General features: G+C 71.8%; 24 protein-coding genes, 1 pseudogene and 1 riboswitch. Of the genes and pseudogenes, 13 read left to right on the forward strand and 12 right to left on the reverse strand.

Translation table 11 applies throughout. The features are described from left to right. A pseudogene (locus AB0B01_RS08145) lies at positions 1–99 on the forward strand (IS481 family transposase); the annotation flags it as partial. Here the strand turns inward: AB0B01_RS08145 and AB0B01_RS08150 are convergent. Then, complete coding sequence (locus AB0B01_RS08150) at positions 96–650, reverse strand: GNAT family N-acetyltransferase (RefSeq protein ID WP_361714139.1); 555 nt, start codon at positions 648–650, stop codon at positions 96–98. The pseudogene AB0B01_RS08145 and the gene AB0B01_RS08150 sit on opposite strands and share 4 nt — an antisense overlap. A gap of 195 nt (positions 651–845) precedes the next feature. Then, a complete protein-coding gene (locus tag AB0B01_RS08155) occupies positions 846–1,421 on the reverse strand; it encodes a TerD family protein (protein WP_361714142.1) in 576 nt (191 codons plus the stop codon). A 153-nt stretch (positions 1,422–1,574) separates the two neighbouring features. Between AB0B01_RS08155 and arfB the strand changes: the two genes are divergently transcribed. Next, positions 1,575–2,000: an alternative ribosome rescue aminoacyl-tRNA hydrolase ArfB gene (gene arfB, locus AB0B01_RS08160; protein ID WP_361714145.1), complete on the forward strand. Its 426-nt coding sequence runs from the start codon at positions 1,575–1,577 to the stop codon at positions 1,998–2,000. A 72-nt stretch (positions 2,001–2,072) separates the two neighbouring features. On the opposite strand, the gene AB0B01_RS08165 is transcribed toward arfB, so the two are convergent. After that, positions 2,073–2,642 (reverse strand): flavin reductase family protein, encoded by a 570-nt coding sequence (locus tag AB0B01_RS08165; protein ID WP_361714148.1) that lies wholly within the window; start codon positions 2,640–2,642, stop codon positions 2,073–2,075. Between the two features lie 303 nt (positions 2,643–2,945). Between AB0B01_RS08165 and cdgB the strand changes: the two genes are divergently transcribed. Continuing rightward, entirely contained in the window at positions 2,946–4,685 is a 1,740-nt protein-coding gene (gene cdgB / locus AB0B01_RS08170) for a diguanylate cyclase CdgB (protein WP_361714151.1), read from the forward strand. A gap of 68 nt (positions 4,686–4,753) precedes the next feature. Beyond that, on the forward strand, positions 4,754–5,767 hold the full coding sequence (locus AB0B01_RS08175) for a CBM35 domain-containing protein (RefSeq protein ID WP_361714154.1): 1,014 nt from the start codon (positions 4,754–4,756) through the stop codon (positions 5,765–5,767). Positions 5,768–5,784: 17 nt separating this feature from the next. Here AB0B01_RS08175 and AB0B01_RS08180 read toward each other — a convergent pair whose 3' ends face one another. The 3 genes from AB0B01_RS08180 to AB0B01_RS08190 all read right to left on the reverse strand — a co-directional run bounded on the left by AB0B01_RS08180 (position 5,785) and on the right by AB0B01_RS08190 (position 8,891). Continuing rightward, a complete protein-coding gene (locus AB0B01_RS08180; RefSeq protein ID WP_361714157.1) occupies positions 5,785–6,702 on the reverse strand; it encodes a 1-phosphofructokinase family hexose kinase in 918 nt (305 codons plus the stop codon). Between the two features lie 93 nt (positions 6,703–6,795). Then, complete coding sequence (gene nagA / locus AB0B01_RS08185) at positions 6,796–7,959, reverse strand: N-acetylglucosamine-6-phosphate deacetylase (RefSeq protein WP_361714160.1); 1,164 nt, start codon at positions 7,957–7,959, stop codon at positions 6,796–6,798. Next, entirely contained in the window at positions 7,959–8,891 is a 933-nt protein-coding gene (locus AB0B01_RS08190) for an ROK family protein (protein WP_361714455.1), read from the reverse strand. Before AB0B01_RS08190 ends, nagA begins: the two co-directional genes overlap by 1 nt. 176 nt (positions 8,892–9,067) lie before the next feature. Between AB0B01_RS08190 and AB0B01_RS08195 the strand changes: the two genes are divergently transcribed. From AB0B01_RS08195 to otsB, 3 genes are all read left to right on the forward strand, one after another. Next, positions 9,068–10,369, forward strand: coding sequence for an extracellular solute-binding protein (locus AB0B01_RS08195; protein ID WP_361714163.1), 1,302 nt, complete (start codon positions 9,068–9,070; stop codon positions 10,367–10,369). 83 nt (positions 10,370–10,452) lie between these two features. Next, the gene (locus AB0B01_RS08200; RefSeq protein ID WP_361714166.1) at positions 10,453–10,689 is read left to right on the forward strand and encodes a DUF3263 domain-containing protein; all 237 of its coding nucleotides are present in this window, start codon (positions 10,453–10,455) and stop codon (positions 10,687–10,689) included. A gap of 53 nt (positions 10,690–10,742) precedes the next feature. Then, positions 10,743–11,603, forward strand: coding sequence for a trehalose-phosphatase (gene otsB, locus AB0B01_RS08205; protein ID WP_361714169.1), 861 nt, complete (start codon positions 10,743–10,745; stop codon positions 11,601–11,603). Between the two features lie 83 nt (positions 11,604–11,686). On the opposite strand, the gene AB0B01_RS08210 is transcribed toward otsB, so the two are convergent. Together AB0B01_RS08210 and AB0B01_RS08215 are read right to left on the reverse strand one after the other, a co-directional pair. Further along, a complete protein-coding gene (locus AB0B01_RS08210; RefSeq protein WP_361714172.1) occupies positions 11,687–13,171 on the reverse strand; it encodes a trehalose-6-phosphate synthase in 1,485 nt (494 codons plus the stop codon). A 46-nt stretch (positions 13,172–13,217) separates the two neighbouring features. Continuing rightward, positions 13,218–14,195: a glucosyl-3-phosphoglycerate synthase gene (locus tag AB0B01_RS08215; RefSeq protein WP_361714175.1), complete on the reverse strand. Its 978-nt coding sequence runs from the start codon at positions 14,193–14,195 to the stop codon at positions 13,218–13,220. Between the two features lie 196 nt (positions 14,196–14,391). Then, positions 14,392–14,544: riboswitch (SAM riboswitch) on the forward strand. A 17-nt stretch (positions 14,545–14,561) separates the two neighbouring features. On the opposite strand from AB0B01_RS08215, the gene thrC reads away from it, so the two are divergent. From thrC to groL, 4 genes are all read left to right on the forward strand, one after another. Further along, positions 14,562–15,851, forward strand: a complete 1,290-nt coding sequence (gene thrC, locus AB0B01_RS08220) for a threonine synthase (RefSeq protein ID WP_361714178.1) — start codon at positions 14,562–14,564, stop codon at positions 15,849–15,851. Positions 15,852–15,886: 35 nt separating this feature from the next. Then, positions 15,887–16,165, forward strand: a complete 279-nt coding sequence (locus tag AB0B01_RS08225) for a MoaD/ThiS family protein (RefSeq protein WP_361714181.1) — start codon at positions 15,887–15,889, stop codon at positions 16,163–16,165. A gap of 382 nt (positions 16,166–16,547) precedes the next feature. Beyond that, complete coding sequence (locus AB0B01_RS08230) at positions 16,548–16,751, forward strand: cold-shock protein (protein ID WP_005315736.1); 204 nt, start codon at positions 16,548–16,550, stop codon at positions 16,749–16,751. A 330-nt stretch (positions 16,752–17,081) separates the two neighbouring features. Further along, a complete protein-coding gene (gene groL, locus AB0B01_RS08235) occupies positions 17,082–18,701 on the forward strand; it encodes a chaperonin GroEL (RefSeq protein WP_361714184.1) in 1,620 nt (539 codons plus the stop codon). Positions 18,702–18,827: 126 nt separating this feature from the next. Here the strand turns inward: groL and AB0B01_RS08240 are convergent, their stop codons facing one another. Next, positions 18,828–19,400 (reverse strand): Uma2 family endonuclease, encoded by a 573-nt coding sequence (locus AB0B01_RS08240; protein WP_361714458.1) that lies wholly within the window; start codon positions 19,398–19,400, stop codon positions 18,828–18,830. A 135-nt stretch (positions 19,401–19,535) separates the two neighbouring features. Between AB0B01_RS08240 and AB0B01_RS08245 the strand changes: the two genes are divergently transcribed. Continuing rightward, entirely contained in the window at positions 19,536–20,135 is a 600-nt protein-coding gene (locus tag AB0B01_RS08245) for a phosphoribosylanthranilate isomerase (protein WP_361714187.1), read from the forward strand. Between the two features lie 6 nt (positions 20,136–20,141). Here AB0B01_RS08245 and AB0B01_RS08250 read toward each other — a convergent pair whose 3' ends face one another. Next, positions 20,142–20,477, reverse strand: a complete 336-nt coding sequence (locus AB0B01_RS08250) for a protease inhibitor I9 family protein (RefSeq protein ID WP_361714190.1) — start codon at positions 20,475–20,477, stop codon at positions 20,142–20,144. Positions 20,478–20,866: 389 nt separating this feature from the next. Here AB0B01_RS08250 and AB0B01_RS08255 point away from each other — a divergent pair, with 389 nt between their 5' ends. Continuing rightward, positions 20,867–22,048 carry a S8 family peptidase gene (locus tag AB0B01_RS08255; protein ID WP_361714193.1) on the forward strand — a complete coding sequence of 394 codons (1,182 nt, stop codon included), beginning with the start codon at positions 20,867–20,869 and terminating at the stop codon, positions 22,046–22,048. A 9-nt stretch (positions 22,049–22,057) separates the two neighbouring features. Here the strand turns inward: AB0B01_RS08255 and AB0B01_RS08260 are convergent, their stop codons facing one another. Together AB0B01_RS08260 and AB0B01_RS08265 are read right to left on the reverse strand one after the other, a co-directional pair. Beyond that, entirely contained in the window at positions 22,058–22,303 is a 246-nt protein-coding gene (locus AB0B01_RS08260) for a DUF397 domain-containing protein (protein WP_361714196.1), read from the reverse strand. After that, positions 22,296–23,123, reverse strand: coding sequence for a helix-turn-helix transcriptional regulator (locus AB0B01_RS08265; RefSeq protein WP_361714199.1), 828 nt, complete (start codon positions 23,121–23,123; stop codon positions 22,296–22,298). The genes AB0B01_RS08260 and AB0B01_RS08265 overlap by 8 nt, the downstream gene beginning before the upstream one ends. Positions 23,124–23,142 lie beyond the last annotated feature (19 nt).

A 23,142-nucleotide genomic window follows, 5' to 3' on the forward strand; every position in this document is an offset into this window, starting at 1 on the left:
GACTTCCTCCACACCTACAACCACCACCGCTGCCACACCGCACTCGACGGCAAGCCGCCCATCAGCCGCGTTAACAACCCTGCGGGCCAATACACCTAGACCCCGGGGTCCGGCGCCCCCGGGACCGGAGCCCCTTGGAGGGGCTTGCGCAGGACCGCGCAGTCGCGGCCCCGTTCGAGGTCCTTGGCGTGGCGCAGGACGGTGTACCCCTGGGCCTGCCAGAACGCGAGGGCGCCCGGGTTGTTGTCCAGTACGGCGATCCGTACGCCGGTACGGCCCGCGGTGCGGAAGCGCTCCTCCAGGAGGGCGGCGAGGGTGCGCCCGTGTCCGCGGCGGTGGGCGGTGGCGTCGACGAGCAGCAGGCCGATCCACGGGTCCGGGTCTCCGGAGGCGGGGTCGGGGTGGTGGGCGAGGGTGGCGGCGAGTCCGACCAGCCGGCCGGCGGAGCGGGCCAGGAGCACTTCGGCGCCGTCGTGGGCGAGTTCGTCGGCGAGGGCGGCCGCGACCTGTTCGACGGTGATGCGGGCGGGGTCGGGGAAGTCGCCGCTGAGCTCGAAGAACGCGCGGTTGGTGGCGTAGAGGGCGGCGATCTCGGTGAGGACGGGGCCCGGCAGGGCGCCGTCGACCGGGGCGAGCGGCTGGAGGATCACCTGGCGCACGCTAGCGGACCGCGAGGCCGTGTACGGCCCCGCCGGCGGCCGGGACGCGGGCCGGCCCCGGCCCCGGCCCCGGCGCGGACCGACCCCGGCCCCGGCGCGCCCCGCCCCGGCGCGGGTCCTGACGGGGGCGAAGCCCCCTGGAATTCGCCACGGCCGGGAGGGGGCTTCGTGGGTGCCGGGCGGGACTCAGACGTTGACGCCGAAGTCCTGGGCGATGCCGGTGAGGCCGGAGGCGTAACCCTGGCCGACCGCGCGGAACTTCCACTCCGCGCCGTTGCGGTAGAGCTCGCCGAAGACCATGGCGGTCTCGGTGGCCGCGTCCTCGGAGAGGTCGTAGCGGGCGATCTCGGCGCCGCCGGCCTGGTTCACGACGCGGATGTACGCGTTGCGGACCTGGCCGAAGTTCTGGCTGCGGGAGTCGGCGTCGTAGATGGAGACCGGGAAGACGATCTTGTCGACGTCGGCGGGCAGGCCCGCGAGGTTGACCTTGATGGCCTCGTCGTCGCCGGCGCCCTCACCGGTGCGGTTGTCACCGGTGTGGACGATGGTCTGGTCCGGGGTGGACTTGTTGTTGAAGAAGACGAAGTGCCCGTCGGAGACGACCTTGCCCATGGCGTTGACCGCGATGGCGGAGGCGTCGAGGTCGAAGTCGACACCGGTCGTCGTCCGGACGTCCCAGCCGAGGCCGACCGTGACGGCACTGAGGCCGGGGGCCTCCTTCGTGAGCGAGACGTTGCCGCCCTTGGACAGGCTTACTGCCATTTTGACTGGTGTCCCTTCGTCGTCGCAGTCGTCGCATGGCCGCGAGGTGGGGCCAAGTTACCGCTGCTCTTCATAACGCCACGAGGGGGCCCGCAGGTTCCGCGGCGGGGAAATGCGCGTGACGGGCGGCGCGCGGGGCGGGATCATGGGGGCATGCCTGGTCCCCATGTCATCCGCGGTTCGGTCGTGCTCCCCGAGGCGGAGCTCGCCTGGCGGTTCTCGCGTTCCTCCGGACCGGGCGGCCAGCACGTGAACACCTCGGACTCCCGGGTGGAGCTGCTGTTCGACCTGGCCGCGACGAAGGCGCTGCCGCAGGTGTGGAAGGAGCGCGCGCTGGAGCGGCTCGCCGCGCGGCTGGTGGACGGGGTGGTCACCGTACGGGCGTCCGAGCACCGCTCGCAGTGGCGCAACCGGGAGATGGCGCTGGTCCGGCTGGCTTCGCTGCTCGCCGAGGCCACGGCCCCGCCGCCCAAGCCGCGGCGCGCCACGAAGATCCCGCGCGGGATCAACGAGCGGCGCCTGCGTGAGAAGAAGGCCCGCTCCGAGACGAAGCGCGGCCGCACCGGCCGCGACTGGTAACCGGCCCGGGCGGCGCGGCCTCCAGGCCCCGCCCCCGCCGCCGGAAGAGGCGGAAGAGGCGGAAGAGGCGGCCTAACCGGCCAGGTGGCGGTAGCGGCCGCGGAAGTAGGTCAGCGGTGCGCCGTCCGGGGACGGCAGGGCCGAGGTCAGGACGCGGCCGATCACCAGGGTGTGGTCGCCCGCCGCGACCCGGTCCTCCGTACGGCACTCCAGCGTGGCCAGCGCGCCCGACAGCAGCGGGGCGCCCGAGGCCTCGCCCCGTACGAAGGGCAGGTCCGCGAAGAGCAGGCGGTCGCTGATCCGGCCCTTCATCGCGAAGCGCCCCGCCACCTGCAGCTGGTGGTCGGCCAGCAGGGAGACCGCCCACAGGGGCTGCTCCGCCAGCAGGTCGTCCATCCGGGAGCCCTCGCGCAGGCTCACGAGGACCAGCGGCGGTTCCAGGGACACCGACATGAAGGCCGTCGCGGTCATGCCGACGTCCTCGCCGCGCGGGCCGTCCGCCGTCAGGGGCGCCTCGTGCGCGGTGACCAGGCACACGCCTGCCGCCAGTCGGGACATCGCGGCCCGGAACTCGTCGTTGCTCACCCCCTCAGGATGAAGGGTCGGAACGGGAGCCAGGGGAACAGGAGTCGTATTCGGCACGTCGGGAACGCTAGTCTCGCCCTCCCGCCGCGCACATCGGGCCCTGGTCCGAGCCGCGTCCCCGCCCCTCGGCCTAGGCCCGGGCGTATCGTTTGCGTGCGGGAAGGCAGGGGAGCGCTCCCAGTCCGCACCACCCCCAGAGGGCACCTTTATTCATCTCGTGTGACTTGAGTCACAGAGGGCAAGATTTGTTGACCCTGTGTACCTGCGGCACAGCTCACTGTGATTCAGTGGACGGGACACCGCAACGAAACGCCGATGACAAACCTGGAGTTGCTGTCGAGGTCTCGGGGAGAGCGAGCAATGGAGACCGAGTCGGAGCCGTACGTCCGTCTTGCGACCCTGCGGCAGCTTCACCAGGTGGTGGCCGAGCTCAACACGGCCAGGAGCCTGGCGGACACCCTGCAGACCGTCGTGGACGGCATCGTCGTGGGCCTCGGCTACGAACTCGCCTGTGTCAACCTCGTACGCCCTGACGGGGATCTCGTCGTCGCCGCCTTCGCCGGCGACCCCGCCGCCGAGGCGCTCATCACCGGTCGCGTCGGCTCCCGTTCGTCATGGGAGCGCCGCCTGACGATGGGTGAGAACTGGGACGGCCTGCGCTTCATCCCGCACACCGAGGGTTGGGTCCTCCTGGAGGACGACGTGCCCCAGTGGCACACCGAGGGCCCCGATCCCCGCTTCGAGGACGAGTGGCACCCCGAGGACCGGCTCTACGCCCCCATGTATGCGTCTGGCGGGGAACTTCTGGGTGTCATTTCGGTGGACAGACCGCGCAACGGGCGCCGCCCCGGCGCATGGGGGCGCGAGGCGCTCCAGATGTACGCCTTCCAAGCAGCGATTGCGATCAGCAACGCCAGGCTCCGCGCGAACATGCAGCGGGCCCTCGTCCGCCTCGAACGCGAGCAGCAGGCGCTGCGGGCGAGCGAGGAGTCCTTCCGGCAGGCCTTCGAGTACGCGCCGAGCGGGATGGCCATCGCCGAGATGGGCGGGGACCAGCACGGACGGCTGCTGCGGACCAACGACGCCCTGTGCCGGCTGCTGGGGCGGCCCGCCTCCGTCCTGCGCCGGTACTCCTTCTCCGACCTGGTCCATCCCGAGGACATCGGGACCCTGCTGCGGACCTCCGCCGAGGGCGGGCGCGCCGAGCTGCGCCTCGGGCGGCGCGACGGCACCTACGTGTGGGTGTCGCTGCGCAATTCGGTGGTCGCGGACGCCGCCGACGGGCCGCGGTTCCTGCTCACGCACGTCGAGGACATCGAGGAGCGCAAGCGCCACGAGCTCCAGCTCGCCCACCGGGCCAGCCACGATTCGCTGACCGGCCTGCCCAACAGCGCCGAGCTGCGCTCCCGGCTGGGGGCGCGGCTGTGCCGCAGGCCGCAGTCGGTGCGGGCGACGGCCGTCGAGGCGCTGGACGCGGCTTACGAGCGGGGCGGCGCGGCCGCGGTCGGCGCCGGGGAGCACGGGTTCCGGTCCGACGGGTTCCCCGGCCCCTACGAGTACGCCGGCGGGCCCGGCGGTGCGGGCGCGGGCCCGGGCCCGGGCGATCCGGGGTCCTGCCCGGGAGCCGCTCCCGCCGCGGGCGCCGGCCCGTACGACCACCACGTGCACACGGTGGCGCCCGCGGGCGACATCGACGACGGGACGAAGGGGCTCGCGGTGCTCTTCTGCGATCTCGACGGCTTCAAGTCGATCAACGACCGGTTCGGGCACCACACCGGTGACGCGGTGCTCATCGAGGTGGCGCGGCGCCTGACGACCGGCGTCAGGGACGGTGACACCGTCGCCCGGCTGGGTGGTGACGAATTCGTCGTTCTGGCCGACGGGCTCGGTGCGGCAGACGCCGCCGACCTGGCCGTCCGGCTGCGCAACGCGATCATCCCGCCGATCCGGGTCGACGGCCGCGCGGTGCGGGTCGGAGCCAGTTTCGGCATCGGCTGGGCCAGCTGCGGCATGTCGGCGGACGAGGTGCTGCGCTCGGCCGACCAGAGGATGTACATCGAGAAAAGGTCCCGTTCCAAGGCGCACCGGCGGGCGGGCTGAGGCGATCGGCCGCCCGTGGGTGCACGTGTTCGGGGTAGGCTCCCGTGGGTCGAAAGGAGTGACCTGCGATGACGACGCCCGCGAACAACGGCCCGAACAGCGGGGCGAACAAGCCCGAGGACGACGATCCGTTCGGCTACCTCTACGCGGACGGCCAGGCCGCCGGAGCCACCCCGCCCAGCTCGGGCGGTGGATACGGCTTCCCAGGCCCGACGGGCGGTGGTCAGCCCGGTGCCCAGCCCGGTGTCCCCCGTACCTCGTACAACCAGGTGCGTACGGTCGGCGAGCGCACGTACGGCGGCCAGCGCGGGCAGGTCCCGCAGCAGCAGCCGCCGGCCTACCAGGCCCAGTACCAGGCCCCCGAGGCGCTCCAGGCGGGCGGCTACGGCGTCCCGCCGCAGCAGCAGCACGCCACCGCGCAGGTCCCCGTGCCGGGTCACGGCGGCGGCCACGGCGGCGGCTCCAGCCGCAAGGGCCTGCTGATCGCTGCGGTCGCGGTGGTGGCGGCGGTCGTGATCGGCATCGGCGCGGCCCTGGCCTTCGGCGGCGACGGCAAGGACAAGGACGGCAAGGCGGACCTGGCCGGGCAGAACCAGTCGGCGCCCCCGCAGAACTCCGGTTCCCCCCAGCCGAGCGGCTCCCCGTCGGCCTCGGAGGCGCCGCTGCCGAAGGGCGAGGCGGCCGGCTCGGGCATGGCCCTCACCGGCAACGCCACCCTCCAGAACGCCGTACCGGGCGCGAAGAGCACCGGCGGCCAGTACGTCGGGAACTTCAACCAGCCCGGCGCGGCCCTCACCTGGACGCTGGACCTCCCCAAGGAGGGCACCTACCGGCTCTACGTCCGGTTCGGCATTCCCGGCGAGGACGCGAACGCCACGCTCGCCGTGAACGGGAAGCCGAACAGCAGCCCGCTGAACATGCGGAACTTCGCCAACTCCCCCAAGGGGGACTGGGAGAAGGGCTGGCAGACCACCTGGGGCCAGGTCACCCTCAACAAGGGCACGAACACGATCAAGCTGTCGTGTGAGGCCGGCAACAAGTGCAACGTCAACATCGACCAGCTGTGGCTCGAAAAGGGCTGACCGCCCCGCCGCCGGCCCTACGCGGCCGTGACCTTCACCGACCCCCGTACCTCCTCGTAGGTGCGGGGGTCGAAGTCTCCCGCCGTCGGCGCGTGCACCGTGGCCGCCGACAGGGCGACCGCGCGGGTCAGGCGGCCCGGCCAGTCCAGGCCCTCGGTGAGGGCGGAGAGCAGGCCCGCGACGGCGGAGTCGCCGGCTCCGGTCGGGTTGCCCGCCAGGGCGCGGGGCGGGGCCGCCTGCCAGGTGCCTTCGGCCGTGGCCGCCAGCAGGCCGTCCGGTCCGAGCGAGGTGACCACGGCGTGGGCGCCCCGGCGGCGGGCGTCGCGGGTGGCCCGGAGGGGTTCGCGGGATCCGGTCAGCTCGGCGAGTTCGGCCGCGTTCGGCTTGATCATCTCGGGGCGGGCGGCGACCCCGCGGCGCAGTGCCTCTCCGCTGGTGTCCAACAGCACCGGCGCCCCGGCGGCCCGGGCGGCCCGTACGAGGGTGGCGTACGCGCCGACGGGCACGCCCGGCGGCAGGCTGCCGCACAGGGCCACCGCGTCGGCGCCGGCCACCAGCTCCTCGTAGTGCTCCAGGAACCGGGACCATTCCGCGGAACCGATGAGCGGGCCCGGCTCGTTGAACTGCGTGGTGTCGCCCGAGGACGCGTCGACCACGGCCAGGGTGCGGCGGGTGGTGCCCGCGCAGGGCAGCAGGGCGTCCGTCACCCCGCCCGCCTCGGCGAGCAGTTCGCGTACGGTCTCGCCCGTGCGGCCGCCCGCGAAGCCGGTCGCGGTGACCTCGTGGCCGAGCGCCGCCAGCACCCGGGCGACGTTGAGGCCCTTGCCGCCGGGGCGTTCGGTCACGGTCGTGACCCGGTGCGAGGCGTGCGGGAGCAACTGCGGTACGCGGTGGGTGACGTCGAGTGCGGTGTTGAGCGTCACGGTCAGGATCATGGCAAGCCCCGGTCTCGGTGTGTGCCGGGATCATGCCAAAAAGATGCGCGGGCGGCCCAGTCCCCCCGGCCGCCCGCTTCACCGGATACCCGCTCAGACCAGCGGCGCGCCGGGCGGGCTGACGATCCATTCGCCGCGCCGCATGACGCCCTTGACGTCGAATGCGGCGTCGAGGACCACGAGGTCGGCGTACTTGCCGGGCTCCAGGGAGCCCACCTGGTCGTAGAGGCCGAGCAGTTTGGCGGGGTTGGCGGAGATCGCCTGGACCACGGACTCCACCGGCAGCCGGTCCAGGGTGACCGACCGCTTGAAGGCCGTGTCCAGGGTGAGGGTGGAGCCGGCGATCGAACCGCCCTCGACGAGGCGGGCCACGCCCTGCTTGACCTCCACCTCCAGCGCGCCCAGGTGGTAGGTCCCGTCGCCGAAGCCGGCCGCGTCCATCGCGTCGGTGATCAGCGCGACCCGGTGGGCGCCCGCGTGGTGGAAGGCCAGTTCCAGCATCGCCGGGTGCAGGTGGGTGCCGTCGTTGATCAGCTCGACGGTGACCCGTTCGTCCTCCAGCAGCGCGGCGATCGGCCCGGGGGCGCGGTGCTCCATGCCCGGCATCGCGTTGTAGAGGTGGGTGGCCACGGTCGCGCCCGCGTCGATGGCCTGGCGCGTCTGGTCGTACGTGGAGTCGGTGTGGCCGATCGCGGCGATGATCCCGTGCTCGGTCAGCAGCCGCACGGAGTCCAGGCCGCCCGGGAGTTCGGTGGCGAGGGTGACCATGCGGGCGGCGCCGTGCGCGGCGTCGACCAGCTTGCGGACCTCGGCCGGGTCGGGGTCGCGGAGCAGCTCCTCCTTGTGGGCGCCCTTGCGGCAGGGGTTGATGAAGGGGCCCTCGAAGTGGATGCCCGCGATCTCGCCCTGCTGCGTCAGCTCGGCGAGCAGGGCGGCGCGGCGGGCCAGCTCGTCCAGGTCGCCGGTGACGGTGGAGGCGACGAGGGTGGTGGTGCCGTGCTCGCGGTGGGTGCGTACGCCCCGGAGCACCTCCTCGGCGGTGCCGGAGGTGAAGGAGGCGCCGCCGCCGCCGTGGTTGTGCATGTCCACGAAGCCGGGGACGATCCAGTGCCCGGACAGGTCGAGGAGCCGCGCGCCCTCCTCGGCGCTGCCTGCGATGCGCTCGCCGGAGACGATGACGCGGCCGCCCGCCACGGTTCCGGTGGGCAGGACCACTCTGGCGCCGGAGAGAACGGTGCTCTGTGCGCTTCCGGACATCAGGCAGGTACCTCCGTGGCGAGTAGGTCCCAGGCGAGCAGCCCTGCGCCCAGGCATCCGGCGGTGTCCCCGAGGGCCGCCGGCACGATGTGGGGCAGGCGCTGGAACGTCACGCGCTCCTCGACGGCCGCCCGTAGGGGTGTGAACAAGGTTTCCCCCGCCTCGGCCAGCCCGCCACCGATGATCAGCGTGCGCGGGTCCAGCAGGGTGATCGCGGTGACCAGGCCGTCGGCGAGGGCGCCGACGGCGGTCTGCCACACCTCACGGGCCGCGGGATCGCCGGACCCGACGGCCTTGGCGCAGTCCGCGGCGTCCGCCTCCGGATTGCCGCAGGCCGCCGCCCAGGCGCGGCTGACGGCGGAGGCGGAGGCGAGGGTCTCCAGGCAGCCGTACTGCCCGCAGCCGCAGGAGGGGCCGCCGGGGCGGACCACGATGTGGCCGATCTCCCCGGCGTAGCCGTGGGCGCCCGCCTCGATGCGGCCCGCGATGCCGATGGCGCCGGCGATGCCGGTGCCGAGGGGGACGAACAGGAAGCGGTCGGCGCCGCGCCCGGCGCCGATGCGGCCCTCGGCGAGTCCGCCCGTGCGCACGTCGTGGCCCAGTGCCACCGGGAGCGAGCCGAGCCGCCTGCCGAGCAGCTCGCGCATCGGTACGTCGCGCCAGCCGAGGTTCGCCGCGTAGACGGCGATCCCGTTCTCGGCGTCGACGATGCCGGGGACGGCGACTCCGGCCGCCGAGGCGGGGCGGCCGAAGCGTTCGCGGCCGAGCGCGCCCAGCTCGGCGGCGAAGTCCAGGATCGTCTCGACGACGGCGTCGGGGCCCCGCTCGCGGCCGGTGGCGCGGCGCGCCTCGTGGAGCAGGGTGCCGTCCTCGCCGACGAGGGCGGCCTTCATCCCGGTGCCGCCCACATCGAGGGCGATGACGTGTTTCACGGGTTTCACAGGTGACAGTCTCGCGTGCTCGGCGGGGAAAGGTCTAGTCCATTGAGGGGGATTGTTGAGCTGCCATACAAATTCGGGGCCCTCCCCTGACCCGGATGTGGAAGAGCCGCCAAAGTGGTGTAGACCTTACGTTGATCGTACGGACAACAAGGGGTGGATCGAGAACCGTGAAGGGCCGTTACCTGAGCCTGGCCGCGGCAGGCGCCGCGCTGTGCCTGACCGCCGTGACGCTGACCGGCTGCGGCAGCCTGGAGAGCATCACCGGGGACAACGAGGTGACCCTGCGGGTCGTGGCGGCCGACTACGGGGACAATCCGCAGAACTCCTCGTCCGCGTACTGGAAGGACCTCGCCGCGGACTTCGAGAAGGACCACCCCGGCATCAAGGTCGAGGTCAGCGTCTACTCCTGGTCCGAGGTCGACGCCAAGGTCGCCGAGATGGTCAAGGCCGGGAAGGCGCCCGACATCGCGCAGATCGGCGCCTACGCCGACTACGCGGCCGCCGGCAAGCTCTACACCGCCGACGAACTGCTCGCCGTGAAGACCGAGGCCGACTTCCTCGCCCCGCTCGCGGACGCGGGGAAGGTCAAGCGCGTCCAGTACGGCATGCCCTTCGTCTCCAGCACCCGGCTCCTCTTCTACAACGAGAAGCTGCTGACCGACGCGGGCGTGCTCGCGAAGGACGCCAGGGGCGGCTGGCAGCCCAAGAGCTGGGCGGACCTGGAGGCGGCCGCGAAGAAGCTCAAGGCCGCCGGCGTGCCCACACCCTTCGCGCTGCCGCTGGGCCGCGAGGAGGCGCAGGCAGAGACGATGATGTGGATGCTCGCGGGCGGTGGCGGCTACACCGACAACGAGGAGGCCTACGCCATCGACTCCCCGGAGAACATCAAGACCTTCGAGTTCCTCCGGGACAAGATGGTCGGCCAGGGGCTGACCGGCGCGGCCGAGCCGGGCAAGACCGACCGGCAGGCCGCCTTCGACGCCTTCTCCCGGGGCGAGGTCGGCATGCTCAACGGCCACCCGACGCTGCTGAAGCAGGCGGCCGCGAAAGGCGTGAAGTTCGGCATGGTGGCCATGCCGACGGCCGACGGGACCGAGCACCCGACCATGGGCGTCGCGGACTGGGTGATGGCCTTCAAGAATGGGCACCGGGTGGAGTCGGGCAAGTTCCTGGACTACCTGTACACGCCCCAGAACGTGACCGCCTTCACCGCCAAGTACGACCTGCTGCCCGCGACGACGAGCGGCTACCGGGCGATGGAGGCCGGTACGGGCGCCTCGGCGCAGCAGCTGAAGGTCTTCCTCCAGGCCCTGCAGAACGCCCGGCTCTACCCGGTGGGCAAGAAGTCCTGGGCCGGGGTCAGCGAGGACGTCAAGCAGAAGATCGGCGCGAGCGTGCAGCCGGGCGGGCAGCCGGCGAAGGTGCTGGAGGAGATCGCGCTGGCCGCGCGGTCGGCCGATACGCACTGACCGGTCCCGGAGCGGGGACGGCCCCCGGGGCCTCGCCCCCGGAGCCCCGGGGGCGTGTCGGTGGGCGGCGTTAATCTGGCCGTATGACGGACGACGGGCAGCTCACGGCGACCGAGGCCGCGGTGCTCGCGTACGAGGGGCGCACCTGGCCCGGTCCCGGGGCCAAGGAGCGGGCGATACGGGAGGGCCTCGGGCTCACCCCGGTCCGGTACTACCAGCTGCTCAATGCGCTCATGGACGATCCGCGGGCGCTGGCCCACGCACCGGGCACCGTGAACCGGCTGCGCCGGCTCCGCGAGGCGCAGCGGGCCCGGCGCTGAGCGCGCCGCAGGCGCCGTAGCCGGGAGGGAGCGGGCCGGTTAGGGTCGTCCTTATGGCGAGCCATCCGCACAGCAACCTGCCGATGCCCGACACAGCCGCCGGACGCGAGGGGCTGGAAGCCCTGCTCCGGGTACCCCGCCGTTCCGTGGTCGCACTCGACTTCGACGGCACCCTCGCCGAGATCGTCCCCGACCCGGACCAGGCGCGCGCCCACCCCGGCGCCGTACCGGCCGTGGCCGCGCTCGCCCCCGAGGTCGCCTCGGTCGCCGTGATCACCGGCCGGCCGGCAGGGGTCGCCGTACGGTACGGGGGCTTCGCCGGGGTTGCCGGACTCGAACACCTGGTGGTCCTCGGCCACTACGGAGCCGAGCGGTGGGACGCCGTCACCGGCATCGTCCACGCCCCGGCCGAACACCCCGGCGTCGCGGCGGTACGGGCGGAGCTGCCCGGCTTCCTGGACGCGATCGGCGCGTGGCGCGGGACCTGGATCGAGGAGAAGGGCCGGGCGCTGGCCGTCCACACCCGGCGCGCCTCGGACCCGGCGGCCGCCTTCGCCGCGCTGCGGGAGCCCCTGGCCGAGCTGGCCGCGCGGCACGGGCTGATGGTGGAGCCGGGCCGGGCCGTCCTGGAGCTGCGCCCGCCGGGCATGGACAAGGGCGTGGCCCTCACGGAATTCCTGGAGGAGCAGGGCGCCGAGGCGGTGCTGTACGCCGGTGACGACCTGGGCGACCTCGCGGCGTACTCCGTGGTCGAGAAGCGGCGCGCCGAGGGCCTGCCGGGGCTGCTGGTGTGCAGCGGCTCCGCCGAGGTCCCGGAGCTGGCGGCCCGCGCCGACCTGGTCCTCCCCGGACCGGCGCAGGTCACGGCCTTCCTGGCCGCCCTGGCCGAAGCCATCCGCTCCCGCGGGGCCTGACCCGGGAGCATCGGAGCCCCCGCAGGCCCGGGCGAAGCCGTCCGGGCCGCCGGGGCGGCGGGAGCTGCGCCTGGACCTGCGCCTCAATCGCCGGCGGGGCCGGTGGGGGCGCGGAGGTCGGTCAGCTGGTTCGCGAACCACCGGGACGGGGGGAGGGCCGTGGCTGCCGCAGCAAGGCGCTTCGTGCGTTCCGCGCGTTCCGCGGCCGGCATCGACAGGGCCGTGTGCAGGGCCTCCGCGGTCGCCGTCACGTCGTACGGGTTCACCGTCAGCGCGTCCGCGCGGAGCTCCGCGTACGCCCCCGCCCCCGTCGACAGCACCAGCGCGCACCCCTGCTCCGACACCACCGGGATCTCCTTCGCCACCAGGTTCATCCCGTCCCGCACCGGGTTCACCAGCGCCACGTCCGCCATCCGGTACGCCGCGAGCGAGCGCGCGAAGTCGTCCTGCACCGAGACCAGGACCGGCTGCCAGCCGCCCTCCTCGCCGAACTCCGCGTTGATCTCGTCGGCGAGCTCTCGCACCGACGCCGTGTACCTGCGGTAGACCTCCAGGTCCTGCCGTGAGGGGTACGCCGAGGCCAGGTGCACCACCCGGCCGCGCCACTCGGGGTGCGCGGCCAGCAGTTCCCGGTAGGCGAGCAGACCGCGCAGGACGTTCTTCGACAGCTCGGTGCGGTCCACCCGGACGATCGTCTTCAGATCGCCCACCTCCGCCCGCAACGCCGCCAGCTTGTCGTCCACCTCGGGCCGGTGCGCCAGCGCCCGCAGCTCGTCCGCGTCGACTCCGAGGGGGTACGCGGCCACCTCGGTGAACCGGCGCTCCAGCAGCCCGCTCCCGTCCGGGGCCGCCTTGCGGTGCCACACCCCGGGTGCGCCCCCGCTCGGCCAGACCCCCTCCGCGGTCCCGCTCGCGTCGTCGATGCCCGCGCCCCGTACGAAGTCGGCGGCCCACGCCCGCGTGTGGAAGCCCAGCCGGTCCGCCCCGAGCATCCCCCACAGCAGCTGCGCGCGGATGTCGTCCGGCAGCATCCGCAGGAACTCCGGCGAGGCCCACGGCGTGTGCGTGAAGTGCGCAATCCGCAGGTCCGGCCGCAGCTCCCGGAGCAGGCCCGGCACGAGCGCCAGCTGGTAGTCCTGCACCAGGACGCATGCGCCCTCCGCCGCCTCCTGCGCGAGGGCCTGCGCGAAGGCCCGGTTGTACTCCGTGTACGCGCCCCACCGCCGCCGGAACTCCGCGTCGAAGACCGGCTCGCGCGGGATGTCGTACAGGTGGTGGTGGGTGAACCAGAGCACCGAGTTGGCGATGCCGTTGTACGCGCCGTCGTACACCTCGGGATCGATGTCCAGCATCCGGACGCCGGGCTCGGCGACGCCCCGGCGGACCGCCTCCCGGTCCCCCTCCGAGAGGGCCGCGCAGATCCAGAGCGTGTCCGGCTGCTGCGCCAGGGCCGCGGAGAGTCCGGAGACGAGTCCGCCGCCGCCGCGCCGGGCGGACAGGGCGCCCTCGGCGTCGAGGGCGTACGAGAGCGGGCCGCGGTTCGCTGCAACGAGTACCTGGGAAGCCATGCCGCCAACCTAGCCGGGGGCCGCCCCGCTCAAACCCGGATGTTCCTCACGCCACGCGGCGGCCCGCGTACTCCTTGATCTCCCTCATCGGCGGCCGCTCCTCGGTGTCCACGGGGTGGGTGCGCGGCACGAACCCGTCCGGCCCCCGCTCGAACTGGGTGAGCTCCGGCCGGACCAGGTGGGCCCGCGAGAGCCGCAGCTGCGCCGTGCGGTAGATCGCCGCGGCCATCCGGCCCAGGGCCTGCCCGTCCTGGTGGCGGTGCAGCCGTACGCCCACGTCCACCTGGGCCAGCGCGTCCAGCCCGACCGTGTGCAGCGCGTCCACCAGCAGGCCCAGCTCGACGCCGTAGCCCACGGGGAACGGCAGGCGTTCCAGCAGGGAGCGGCGTACGGCGTACTCGCCGCCCAGCGGCTGCACGAAGCCCGCCAGCTGCGGCCAGTGCAGGTTCAGCAGCGGCCGGGCCACCAGCTCCGTGACCCGGCCGCCCTGGCCGGGGGTCTTGCCGGAGGCGAGCCCCTGGAGCTCCGGGCCGAGCGGGCGCTCGTACATCGCCTTCACGAACTGCACGTCCGGTTCGGTCAGCAGCGGGCCGACGATCCCGGAGACGAAGGCGGAGGAGAAGTCCCGCAGGTCCGCGTCCACGAAGCAGACGATGTCCCCGCCGGTCACCAGCAGCGAGCGCCACAGCACCTCGCCCTTGCCGGGCAGGGCAGGTATCCGCGGCAGGATCTCGTCGCGGTGCACGACGCGGGCGCCGGCCTCGGCCGCCACCTCGGCCGTCCGGTCCGTGGAACCGGAGTCGACGACCAGCAGCTCGTCGACGAGCGGGAGCGGCAGTCCGTCGATGAGATCGCGCCGGATCACCTCGACGATGGCGCCGACCGTCTCCTCCTCGTCCAGGGCGGGCAGGACCACGCTGACCGTGGTGCCCGCCGCACGTTTGGCGGCGAGCAGCTGGTCGAGCGGTCGGTCGGCAGCGGACCAGGAGCGGTCCGTCAGCCAGCGCTCCACCTCATCCAGCACGATCGGCACTCCTGATTCCTCGGTGGGGTCCGGCCCTTTCGGCCGAAAAGTGATCCATCTCGCGGTTCGGACGGCTGTCTCACCCGCCCGGGCACTTCGGTTACAGTCTTGAACAACGCGAAGGACCACGGCATGCCGGGGGTCCTCGTGCACAAACGCCCGGGTGCGCCACAGAGCGCGCGGCCCGGTGCCATACCGCTCATCCAGAGGGGCAGAGGGACACGGCCCGTTGAAGCCCCGGCAACCCTCCAGTCGGTTCTCGCGCTGCGCTACGCACGCTGCGGGGTCCCCGGCTAGGGAAGGTGCCAATTCCGTCTCATGGCGAAGTGCGCCATGGGGAAGATGAGGAGAAAGGGCCTCGCCATCATGGCTGCACAGACTGTTGCCACCTCTGTCGATCTCGGACCTGCCACCGGCCTTTCGTGTCGTGAGTGCGGTACCCGCTTCGAGCTGGGCCCCATCTTCGCGTGCGTCGAGTGCTTCGGGCCGCTGGAGGTCGCCTACGAGCTCCCCACCGGTACCGGTTCATCCGAAGACGTCGAGGCCCTGCGCGCCGCGATCGAGGCCGGCCCGAACAACATCTGGCGCTACGCCCCCCTGCTGCCCGTCCCCGCCGACGTGGCCTCCAAGCCCAGCCTGAACCCGGGCTTCACCAAGCTCGTCGACGCGGAGAACCTGGCCAAGGAGCTGGGCGTCACCGGCAAGCTCTACGTCAAGGACGACTCCGGCAACCCGACGCACTCCTTCAAGGACCGCGTCGTGGCCATCGCCGTCGAGGCGGCCCGCGCCTTCGGCTTCACCACCCTGTCCTGCTCCTCCACCGGCAACCTGGCCGGCGCCGTCGGCGCCGCGGCCGCCCGGGCCGGCTTCCGCTCGTGCGTGTTCATCCCGCACGACCTGGAGCAGGGCAAGGTCGTCATGGCCGGCGTCTACGGCGGCGACCTGGTCGGCATCGAGGGCAACTACGACGACGTCAACCGCTTCTGCTCCGAGCTCATCGGCGACCCGCTGGGCGAGGGCTGGGGCTTCGTCAACGTCAACCTGCGCCCGTACTACGGCGAGGGCTCCAAGACGCTCGCGTACGAGATCTGCGAGCAGCTCGGCTGGCAGCTGCCCGACCAGCTCGTCATCCCGATCGCGTCCGGCTCGCAGCTGACGAAGATCGACAAGGGCCTCCAGGAGCTGATCAGGCTCGGCCTCGTCGAGGACAAGCCGTACAAGATCTTCGGCGCCCAGGCCGAGGGCTGCTCGCCCGTGTCGACCGCCTTCAAGGCCGGTCACGACGTGGTCCGCCCGCAGAAGCCGAACACCATCGCCAAGTCGCTCGCCATCGGCAACCCGGCCGACGGCCCGTACGTCCTGGACATCGCGCGCCGCACCGGCGGTTACGTGGAGGACGTCAACGACGAGCAGGTCGTCGAGGCCATCAAGATCCTCGCGCAGACCGAGGGCATCTTCGCCGAGACCGCGGGCGGCGTGACCGTCGGCGTGACGAAGAAGCTCATCGAGAACGGGCTGCTCGACCCGGCCCTGACCACCGTGGTCCTGAACACCGGTGACGGCCTCAAGACCCTGGAGGCGGTGGCCGCGGACAGCGGGCAGACCGCCACCATCCGCCCCAGCCTGGACGCGTTCCGCGCCGCCGGCCTGGCCTGACCATCCCCCGCCGTTCCCGGAAAGGCAGTAGCGCCATGAGCGTCAACGTCCGCATCCCCACCATCCTGCGCACCTACACCGCCGGCCAGGCCGAGGTCCCCGCCGAGGGCGCCACCCTGGCCGAGGTCATCGAGTCGCTGGAGAAGAACCACCCGGGCATCGGGGCGCGCATCCTGGACGACCAGGGCAAGCTGCGCCGCTTCGTGAACGTGTATGTCAACGACGACGACGTGCGCTTCGAGGGTGGTCTGCAGGCCGTCACGCCGGACGGTGCCGGGGTCTCGATCATCCCCGCCGTGGCCGGCGGCTGCTGACACGCGCAACCGTAATTACCCCCTCCGTTAATAAGCGGAGGGGGTAATTCTGCTTGATTGGGCGCGGTAGAGTTGGGGAAGTCCCCTCCGCTGTTCTTGCCCGCCGCATATGAGCGGGTCGCGTGAGGGTTGACATTGAGTCAATATGCATGCGCGGTATGGGGCTTTGGCGAGATTTGTCGGGCCCGAGTTGCCCCGGTAGATGCCAAATTTTCACTCTATTTCAATGTATCCGCGTGACCAGATTTCTCGTCGGATTGACCTGTTGCTCACAGCACCGGTGCAGATACATTCAGCCGCGGTCGAGGCGTTCCGGCGCAAGTTCTGACCCGGGACCGCGAAGTGCGGTCCTGCGCAAGGGCCAGTAATAGGGGAGTTAGGCATGGCTCAGGGCACCGTCAAGTGGTTCAACGCGGAGAAGGGCTACGGCTTCATCGCGGTCGACGGTGGTGCGGATGTGTTCGTCCACTACAGCGCCATCCAGATGGACGGGTACCGCACCCTTGAAGAGGGTCAGCGGGTCGAGTTCGAGATCTCGCAGGGCCAGAAGGGTCCGCAGGCGGACATGGTCAAGCTCGCCGTCTAGTCCCGGCGCGATCGACCACCGACGCATACGCAGGAGGGCCCGCATCCCCCGACCGGGATGCGGGCCCTTCTGCGTGCCCGCGTGCGGGTCCGCGTTGGCGTGAGCCGCTTGCACTCTCGGGGGTCGAGTGCTAATCATTGGCGTTAGCACTCTCGTGCTGAGAGTGCTACCACACAGGACCGGGTCGGTGAGGCCCGCAGGGTCCGGCGGGAAGGAACCGCCGGGCACGCAGGCCGTCCGTCGCGGGCGCGGGCGCGGTCCGGAGCAATCCAACCCTCCCCTCGCGTCTCGTGGCGCAGGGGGAACCCCAGTCCTGGAGGACCACTTCAGATGGCCAAGATCATTGCGTTCGACGAGGAGGCCCGGCGCGGTCTCGAGCGCGGGATGAACCAGCTCGCCGACGCCGTCAAGGTCACCCTTGGCCCCAAGGGTCGCAACGTCGTCCTTGAGAAGAAGTGGGGCGCCCCCACGATCACCAACGATGGTGTCTCCATCGCCAAGGAGATCGAGCTCGAGGACCCGTACGAGAAGATCGGCGCCGAGCTGGTCAAGGAAGTCGCCAAGAAGACGGACGACGTCGCCGGCGACGGTACGACCACCGCGACCGTGCTGGCCCAGGCGCTCGTCCGCGAGGGCCTGCGCAACGTCGCCGCCGGCGCCAACCCGATGGCCCTCAAGCGTGGCATCGAGAAGGCCGTCGAGGCCGTCTCCGGCGCCCTGCTGGAGCAGGCGAAGGATGTCGAGACCAAGGAGCAGATCGCTTCCACGGCCTCCATCTCCGCCGCTGACACCCAGATCGGCGAGCTCATCGCCGAGGCCATGGACAAGGTCGGCAAGGAAGGCGTCATCACCGTCGAGGAGTCCCAGACCTTCGGTCTGGAGCTGGAGCTCACCGAGGGTATGCGCTTCGACAAGGGCTACATCTCGGCGTACTTCGCCACCGACATGGAGCGTATGGAGGCGTCGCTCGACGACCCGTACATCCTGATCGTCAACTCCAAGGTCGGCAACGTGAAGGACCTCCTTCCGCTGCTGGAGAAGGTCATGCAGTCCGGCAAGCCGCTGCTGATCATCGCCGAGGACGTCGAGGGCGAGGCCCTGTCGACCCTGGTCGTCAACAAGATCCGCGGCACCTTCAAGTCCGTCGCCGTCAAGGCCCCGGGCTTCGGCGACCGCCGCAAGGCCATGCTCGGCGACATCGCCATCCTCACCGGCGGCACGGTCATCTCCGAGGAGGTCGGCCTCAAGCTGGAGAACGCGGGCCTCGACCTGCTCGGCCGCGCCCGCAAGGTCGTCATCACCAAGGACGAGACCACGATCGTCGACGGTGCCGGTGACAGCGACCAGGTCCAGGGTCGCGTCAACCAGATCCGCGCCGAGATCGAGAACTCCGACTCGGACTACGACCGCGAGAAGCTCCAGGAGCGCCTCGCGAAGCTGGCCGGCGGCGTGGCCGTCATCAAGGCCGGTGCCGCGACCGAGGTCGAGCTCAAGGAGCGCAAGCACCGCATCGAGGACGCCGTGCGCAACGCGAAGGCGGCCGTCGAGGAGGGCATCGTCGCCGGTGGTGGCGTGGCCCTGCTCCAGGCCTCCGCGGTCTTCGAGAAGCTGGAGCTGGAGGGTGACGAGGCGACCGGTGCCAACGCCGTGAAGCTCGCCCTGGAGGCCCCGCTCAAGCAGATCGCCGTCAACGGCGGTCTTGAGGGCGGCGTCGTCGTCGAGAAGGTGCGCAACCTGCCCGTCGGCCACGGCCTGAACGCCGCGACCGGCGAGTACGTCGACATGATCGCCGAGGGCATCATCGACCCGGCGAAGGTCACGCGCTCCGCGCTGCAGAACGCCGCGTCGATCGCCGCGCTGTTCCTGACCACCGAGGCCGTCATCGCCGACAAGCCGGAGAAGGCCACCGCCGCTCCGGGCGGCATGCCGGGCGGTGACATGGACTTCTGATCGGCCCCTGGCTGATCGGCTGTTCTCGACCGAGGGCGGTACTCCCCGTACAGGGGGGTGCCGCCCTCGGGCGTTTCACCGCCGCCGCGCCGGTCCGCCACGGCTTACGCCCCCAACCCGCCCGCGTCAGAAACCGGTGGTGTCGAGCACGCAGTCGAAGGGCTTCGGCAGGTGCAGGTCCTCGCCGAAGGAAACCGTCGTGCGGGAGCGGTACCCGTGCGGGGAGGGGTCCCAGAAGCACGTGATCTCGGATGCCGACATGTCGATCACCAGGTAGACCGGCACGAGTCGGCCGTACACGTCGAGCTTCTCGTTCCAGTCGGCGTCCTGCGTCGAGAGGGAGGTGAACTCGCCGACCAGTGACAGGGCGGCGCCGTCCGCGTGCCGCCCTTCCTCGTCGAAGGCGGACTCGTCCGCGACGTACAGGTCCGGTCCGTAGCCGCGCTCTGCCGCCGAGAACCGGAAAAGGAACGGGGACGTGTCCGCGAAGTGCCCCGCGGGGGCGGACGCCCGGAGCTGCTCGCGCAGTTTGCGCATGGGGCGGGAATAGCGCAGCTTGGACCACGGCGACACGATGATCTTCCCCCGGATGAGCTCGGCTTTGAAGCCGTCTGGCGTGTCCATCTCCTCGACGGTGCGCAGGAGGGTCTCGAAGGTCGGCGGTGCCGCGTGCTCTATCGGTGTGGCCCGTTCGATCATGGTCGTCACCGTCGTTCCTCCGCTGTGGCGTATTGCGCACTGGGTAGCCCGTCCCAGGCTAGCGGCGCTCGGGGGGCCGCGCCCGGGTGCCGAGACGGATCACCATCGGACGGGGGAATTTGCTTGACTGGGGGCATGAGCGAGCTCTTCGTGAAGATCTGCGGGCTGAAGACCGCGCGGGACCTCGACACCGCCGTCGAGGCGGGGGCCGACGCCGTCGGGTTCGTGTTCGCGCCCGGGAGCCCCCGGACGATCGGGGCCGACGCCGCGCGGGAGCTGGCCGCGCGGGTCCCCGCCGGGGTGCTCACCGTGGGGGTGTTCCGCGGGCAGTCCGTGGACGAGGTCCGGCGGCTGACCGAGGAGAGCGGCGTCCGCGGCGTACAGCTGCACGGCGACGAGGGCCCCGAGTACTACGAGGCGCTGCGCGCCGAGGCCCGCACCCTGCTGCGGGCCACCGCCCTGCACGTCGCCCGCTGCGGGGAGTTCGGCGAGGACCTGCTCCTGATCGACGCCCCCGACCCCGGCTCCGGCAAGCCCTGGAACTGGGCCTCGCAGGAGTTCACCGCCCCCGCGGGCCACTGGCTGCTGGCCGGCGGGCTGAACCCCGGCAACGTCCGGGAGGCCGTGCGGACCACCGGCGCCTGGGGCGTGGACGTCTCCAGCGGCGTCGAGAGCTCCCGCGGCGTGAAGTCCCCGGACCTGATCCGCGCCTTCGTCGAGGCCGCCCGCGGCTGAGCCGGCCTAGAACGTCCAGCCCTGGGAGGCGGTGCCGTCCTCCTCGATGGACTCCACGCCCGGCAGCACCTCCAGCGCCGCGACCTGGGCGGGGGAGAGCCGGGCGGCGAAGCCGTGCAGCGAGGAGCGGAACACGTGCACCGGCGTGACCCCGACCAGCCCCGCCACCTCGGCCGGGTCCAGGTCCTTCCGTACGGTGACGATGTACGTGGGGTGGTCGACGGGGAAGGCGTACGGCACGGGCCCGCGCTCGGAGGCGCTCGCCGCGGACACGGGCAGGACGGCGACGGCGGCCAGGACGGCGAGGGCCACGGGCAGGACTCGGCTCAGGGGCAGGCGCATGGGTCGAGGCCACCACGCGGCGGCGCTGCCGGTCAACGACGTCCGCAGGTGTGGCGGGGGCACGGGGAGCGCACCGGCCGTGCGCTCGCCGGTCTGGGGGCGGACCGTACGGGTGATCTTGCGGAGGCGCCCCGGGCCCTGCCGGCCAGGGGTGACGGGCCCGCGCGGCCTTGACCCGCAAGGGGCCGCCCCCTTGCGCGGCGTGTGCGACAGCGCGACGGGGGGTGGCGCGGACCGCGGACGATCGGCCGGGCGGGCGGCGGCGGGTCAAGCCGCGCCGGGGCGACACCCGATGGAAGGAAAGGCCGCACCAGGACGGACGGACACGCGCCGTCGTGGAGGCGGCTCCACCCATGCCGAGCCCCCACCTCCTTCAGGGAGTCACCTCCATGCGCCTGCTCGCACGTCTGGCCACGGCCGTCCTCCTCACCGCGGCCCCCCTCGCGGCCGGTACGGCCTCCGCCGCCGGCCCGGAGCCGACCCCGGCGCCGCTGTACACCTCGCCGAACGCCGTGCCCGGCCAGTACATCGTGACCCTGGAGAAGGGGGTGGACGGTGCGGTGGCCGCGCAGCAGCTGGGGCTGAAGCCGTCGTTCGTCTACACCTCGGCGATGAACGGCTTCGCGGTCCCGATGACGGCGGCCCAGCTGGCGACCGTCCGCAGCACTCCGGGGGTGAAGTCGGTCGAGGAGGACGCGTCGGTCCAGTCCGTGCCGGTGCCGACCAAGGCGCCCGGTGTGCGGGCTTCGGCCGCCTCGTGGGGCCTGGACCGCATCGACCAGAGCGCACTGCCGCTCGACAACAGCTTCACCCCGCTGGGCAACGGCGCCGGGGTGACCGCGTACATCCTCGACACCGGCATCGACTACACGCACACCGAGTTCGGCGGGCGTGCCGAGCCGGGCTTCGACGCGGTCGGGGACGGCCGCGACGGGCTGGACTGCCAGGGCCACGGCACGCACGTCGCGGGTACGGTCGCCGGTGCGACGTACGGGGTGGCGCGCAACGCGAAGCTGGTCAGCGTCCGTGTCCTCGGGTGCGACGGCAGCGGCACCTGGTCCAGTGTCATCGCGGGCATGGACTGGGTGGCCGAGAACGCCGTCCAGCCCGCCGTCCTGAACGGCTCCCTGGGCGGAACCAAGTCGGACGCGGTCAACACCGCCGCCACCGCCCTGTCCGACGCGGGCGTCCTGCCGGTCTTCGCGGCGGGCAACTCCGCGCAGGACGCCTGCGGCGTGTCGCCCGCCTCTGCCGAGCGCGTGGTGGCGGTCGGAGCGACCGACGAGTACGACCAGGAGACGGGCTTCTCCAACTACGGCTCGTGCCTCAGCCTCTACGCCCCCGGGCAGGACATCGTCTCCGCCAAGCTCGGCGGCGGCAGCGTGGCCCTCGACGGCACGTCGATGGCCGCGCCGCACGTCACCGGTGTGGCCGCCCTCTACAAGGCGACCCACCCGAACGCGGACCCGGCGGAGGTCGGCGACTTCCTGGAGCGTGAGTCCACGAAGGACGTCGTGAGCAGCATCAGCCTGGGCAGCCCGAACCGGCTGCTGTTCACCGGCGGCCTGTGACCTGGCCGGTCAGAGGGACGCGACGAACTCGGCCCAGGCCCGTGCGTGGAACACCACGTGCGGGCCTTCGGGCTGCTTGGAGTCCCGGACGGGGACCACCCCGGGCCGGCCGTCGGCCACCTCGACGCAGTCGCCGCCGGTGCCGTCGCTGTGGGTGGACTTCCGCCAGGTGGCCATCTCCAGACACTCGCCCCCGTCCCCGCCGCTGTAGCTCGACTTGTGCCAGGTGGCTTCAGACAGGTCGTACTCAGGCATGCTCGTAATCCTTTGCTGCGGACTCGATCAAGGCCAGTGATTCACGGGGTGGTAGGGCGCTGGCCGTGAGGAGATCGTAGTTCAGGGCATGACGGGCGACCGTGGCCGGATCGTCGAACAACCGGCCTGTTCCGTTGCCTTCCGTGTAGGACAACGGTGGAGCGTCGTCGAATGACATCAGTTTGAGGAGTCCCATCATGCCCGCATGCGCGCCTGCGCTGAAGGGGATCACCTGGACGATGATCCGGTGGGATCGGATCAAGGATGCGACGTGACGTAGTGCATCGGCCATCACTTCCGGACTGCCCACCTCACGGCGGAGGACGGCTTCATCAAATACACACCACAACAGTGGGGTTGTTGGGTCAGTTAGGAGAGCCGAGCGAGCGAGTCGGTTCTCCACCAGTTCGTCGATCACCCCCTCCGTTGCCGTCGGCTGGTAGGCACGGAAGATCGCCCGGGCGTAGGACTCCGTCTGGAGCAGCCCCGGGATGATCTGCGGGGCGTAGTCACGGATGACCTTGGCCAGAGCCTCGGCCTCGGCGGCCTCTGTGAAGTGGTCCGGGTACTTGGACTTGGCCGCCGCCCCGCAGTTGCGGACGAAGAAGCCGTCCGTCCCCAGGATGTCGTCTATCTGCCGCGCGAAGTCGAGGTGCATCCGGCGCGTGCCCGCTTCGAGCTGGCCGATGAACGAGCCGCTGACGAAGAGCGGTTCGCCCAACTCGGCCTGGGTGAGGCCCGCGCGTTCGCGAGCCACGCGGAGTTCCGCGCCGAGGAGGGCGCGTGGAGAGGAGGAGGGATCGAGGTGCTTACCTGCCATGGCAACTCCCTGGCCAACA

The sequence above is a fragment of the Streptomyces sp. NPDC044571 genome, assembly GCF_040647115.1.
GTDB lineage: Bacteria > Actinomycetota > Actinomycetes > Streptomycetales > Streptomycetaceae > Streptomyces.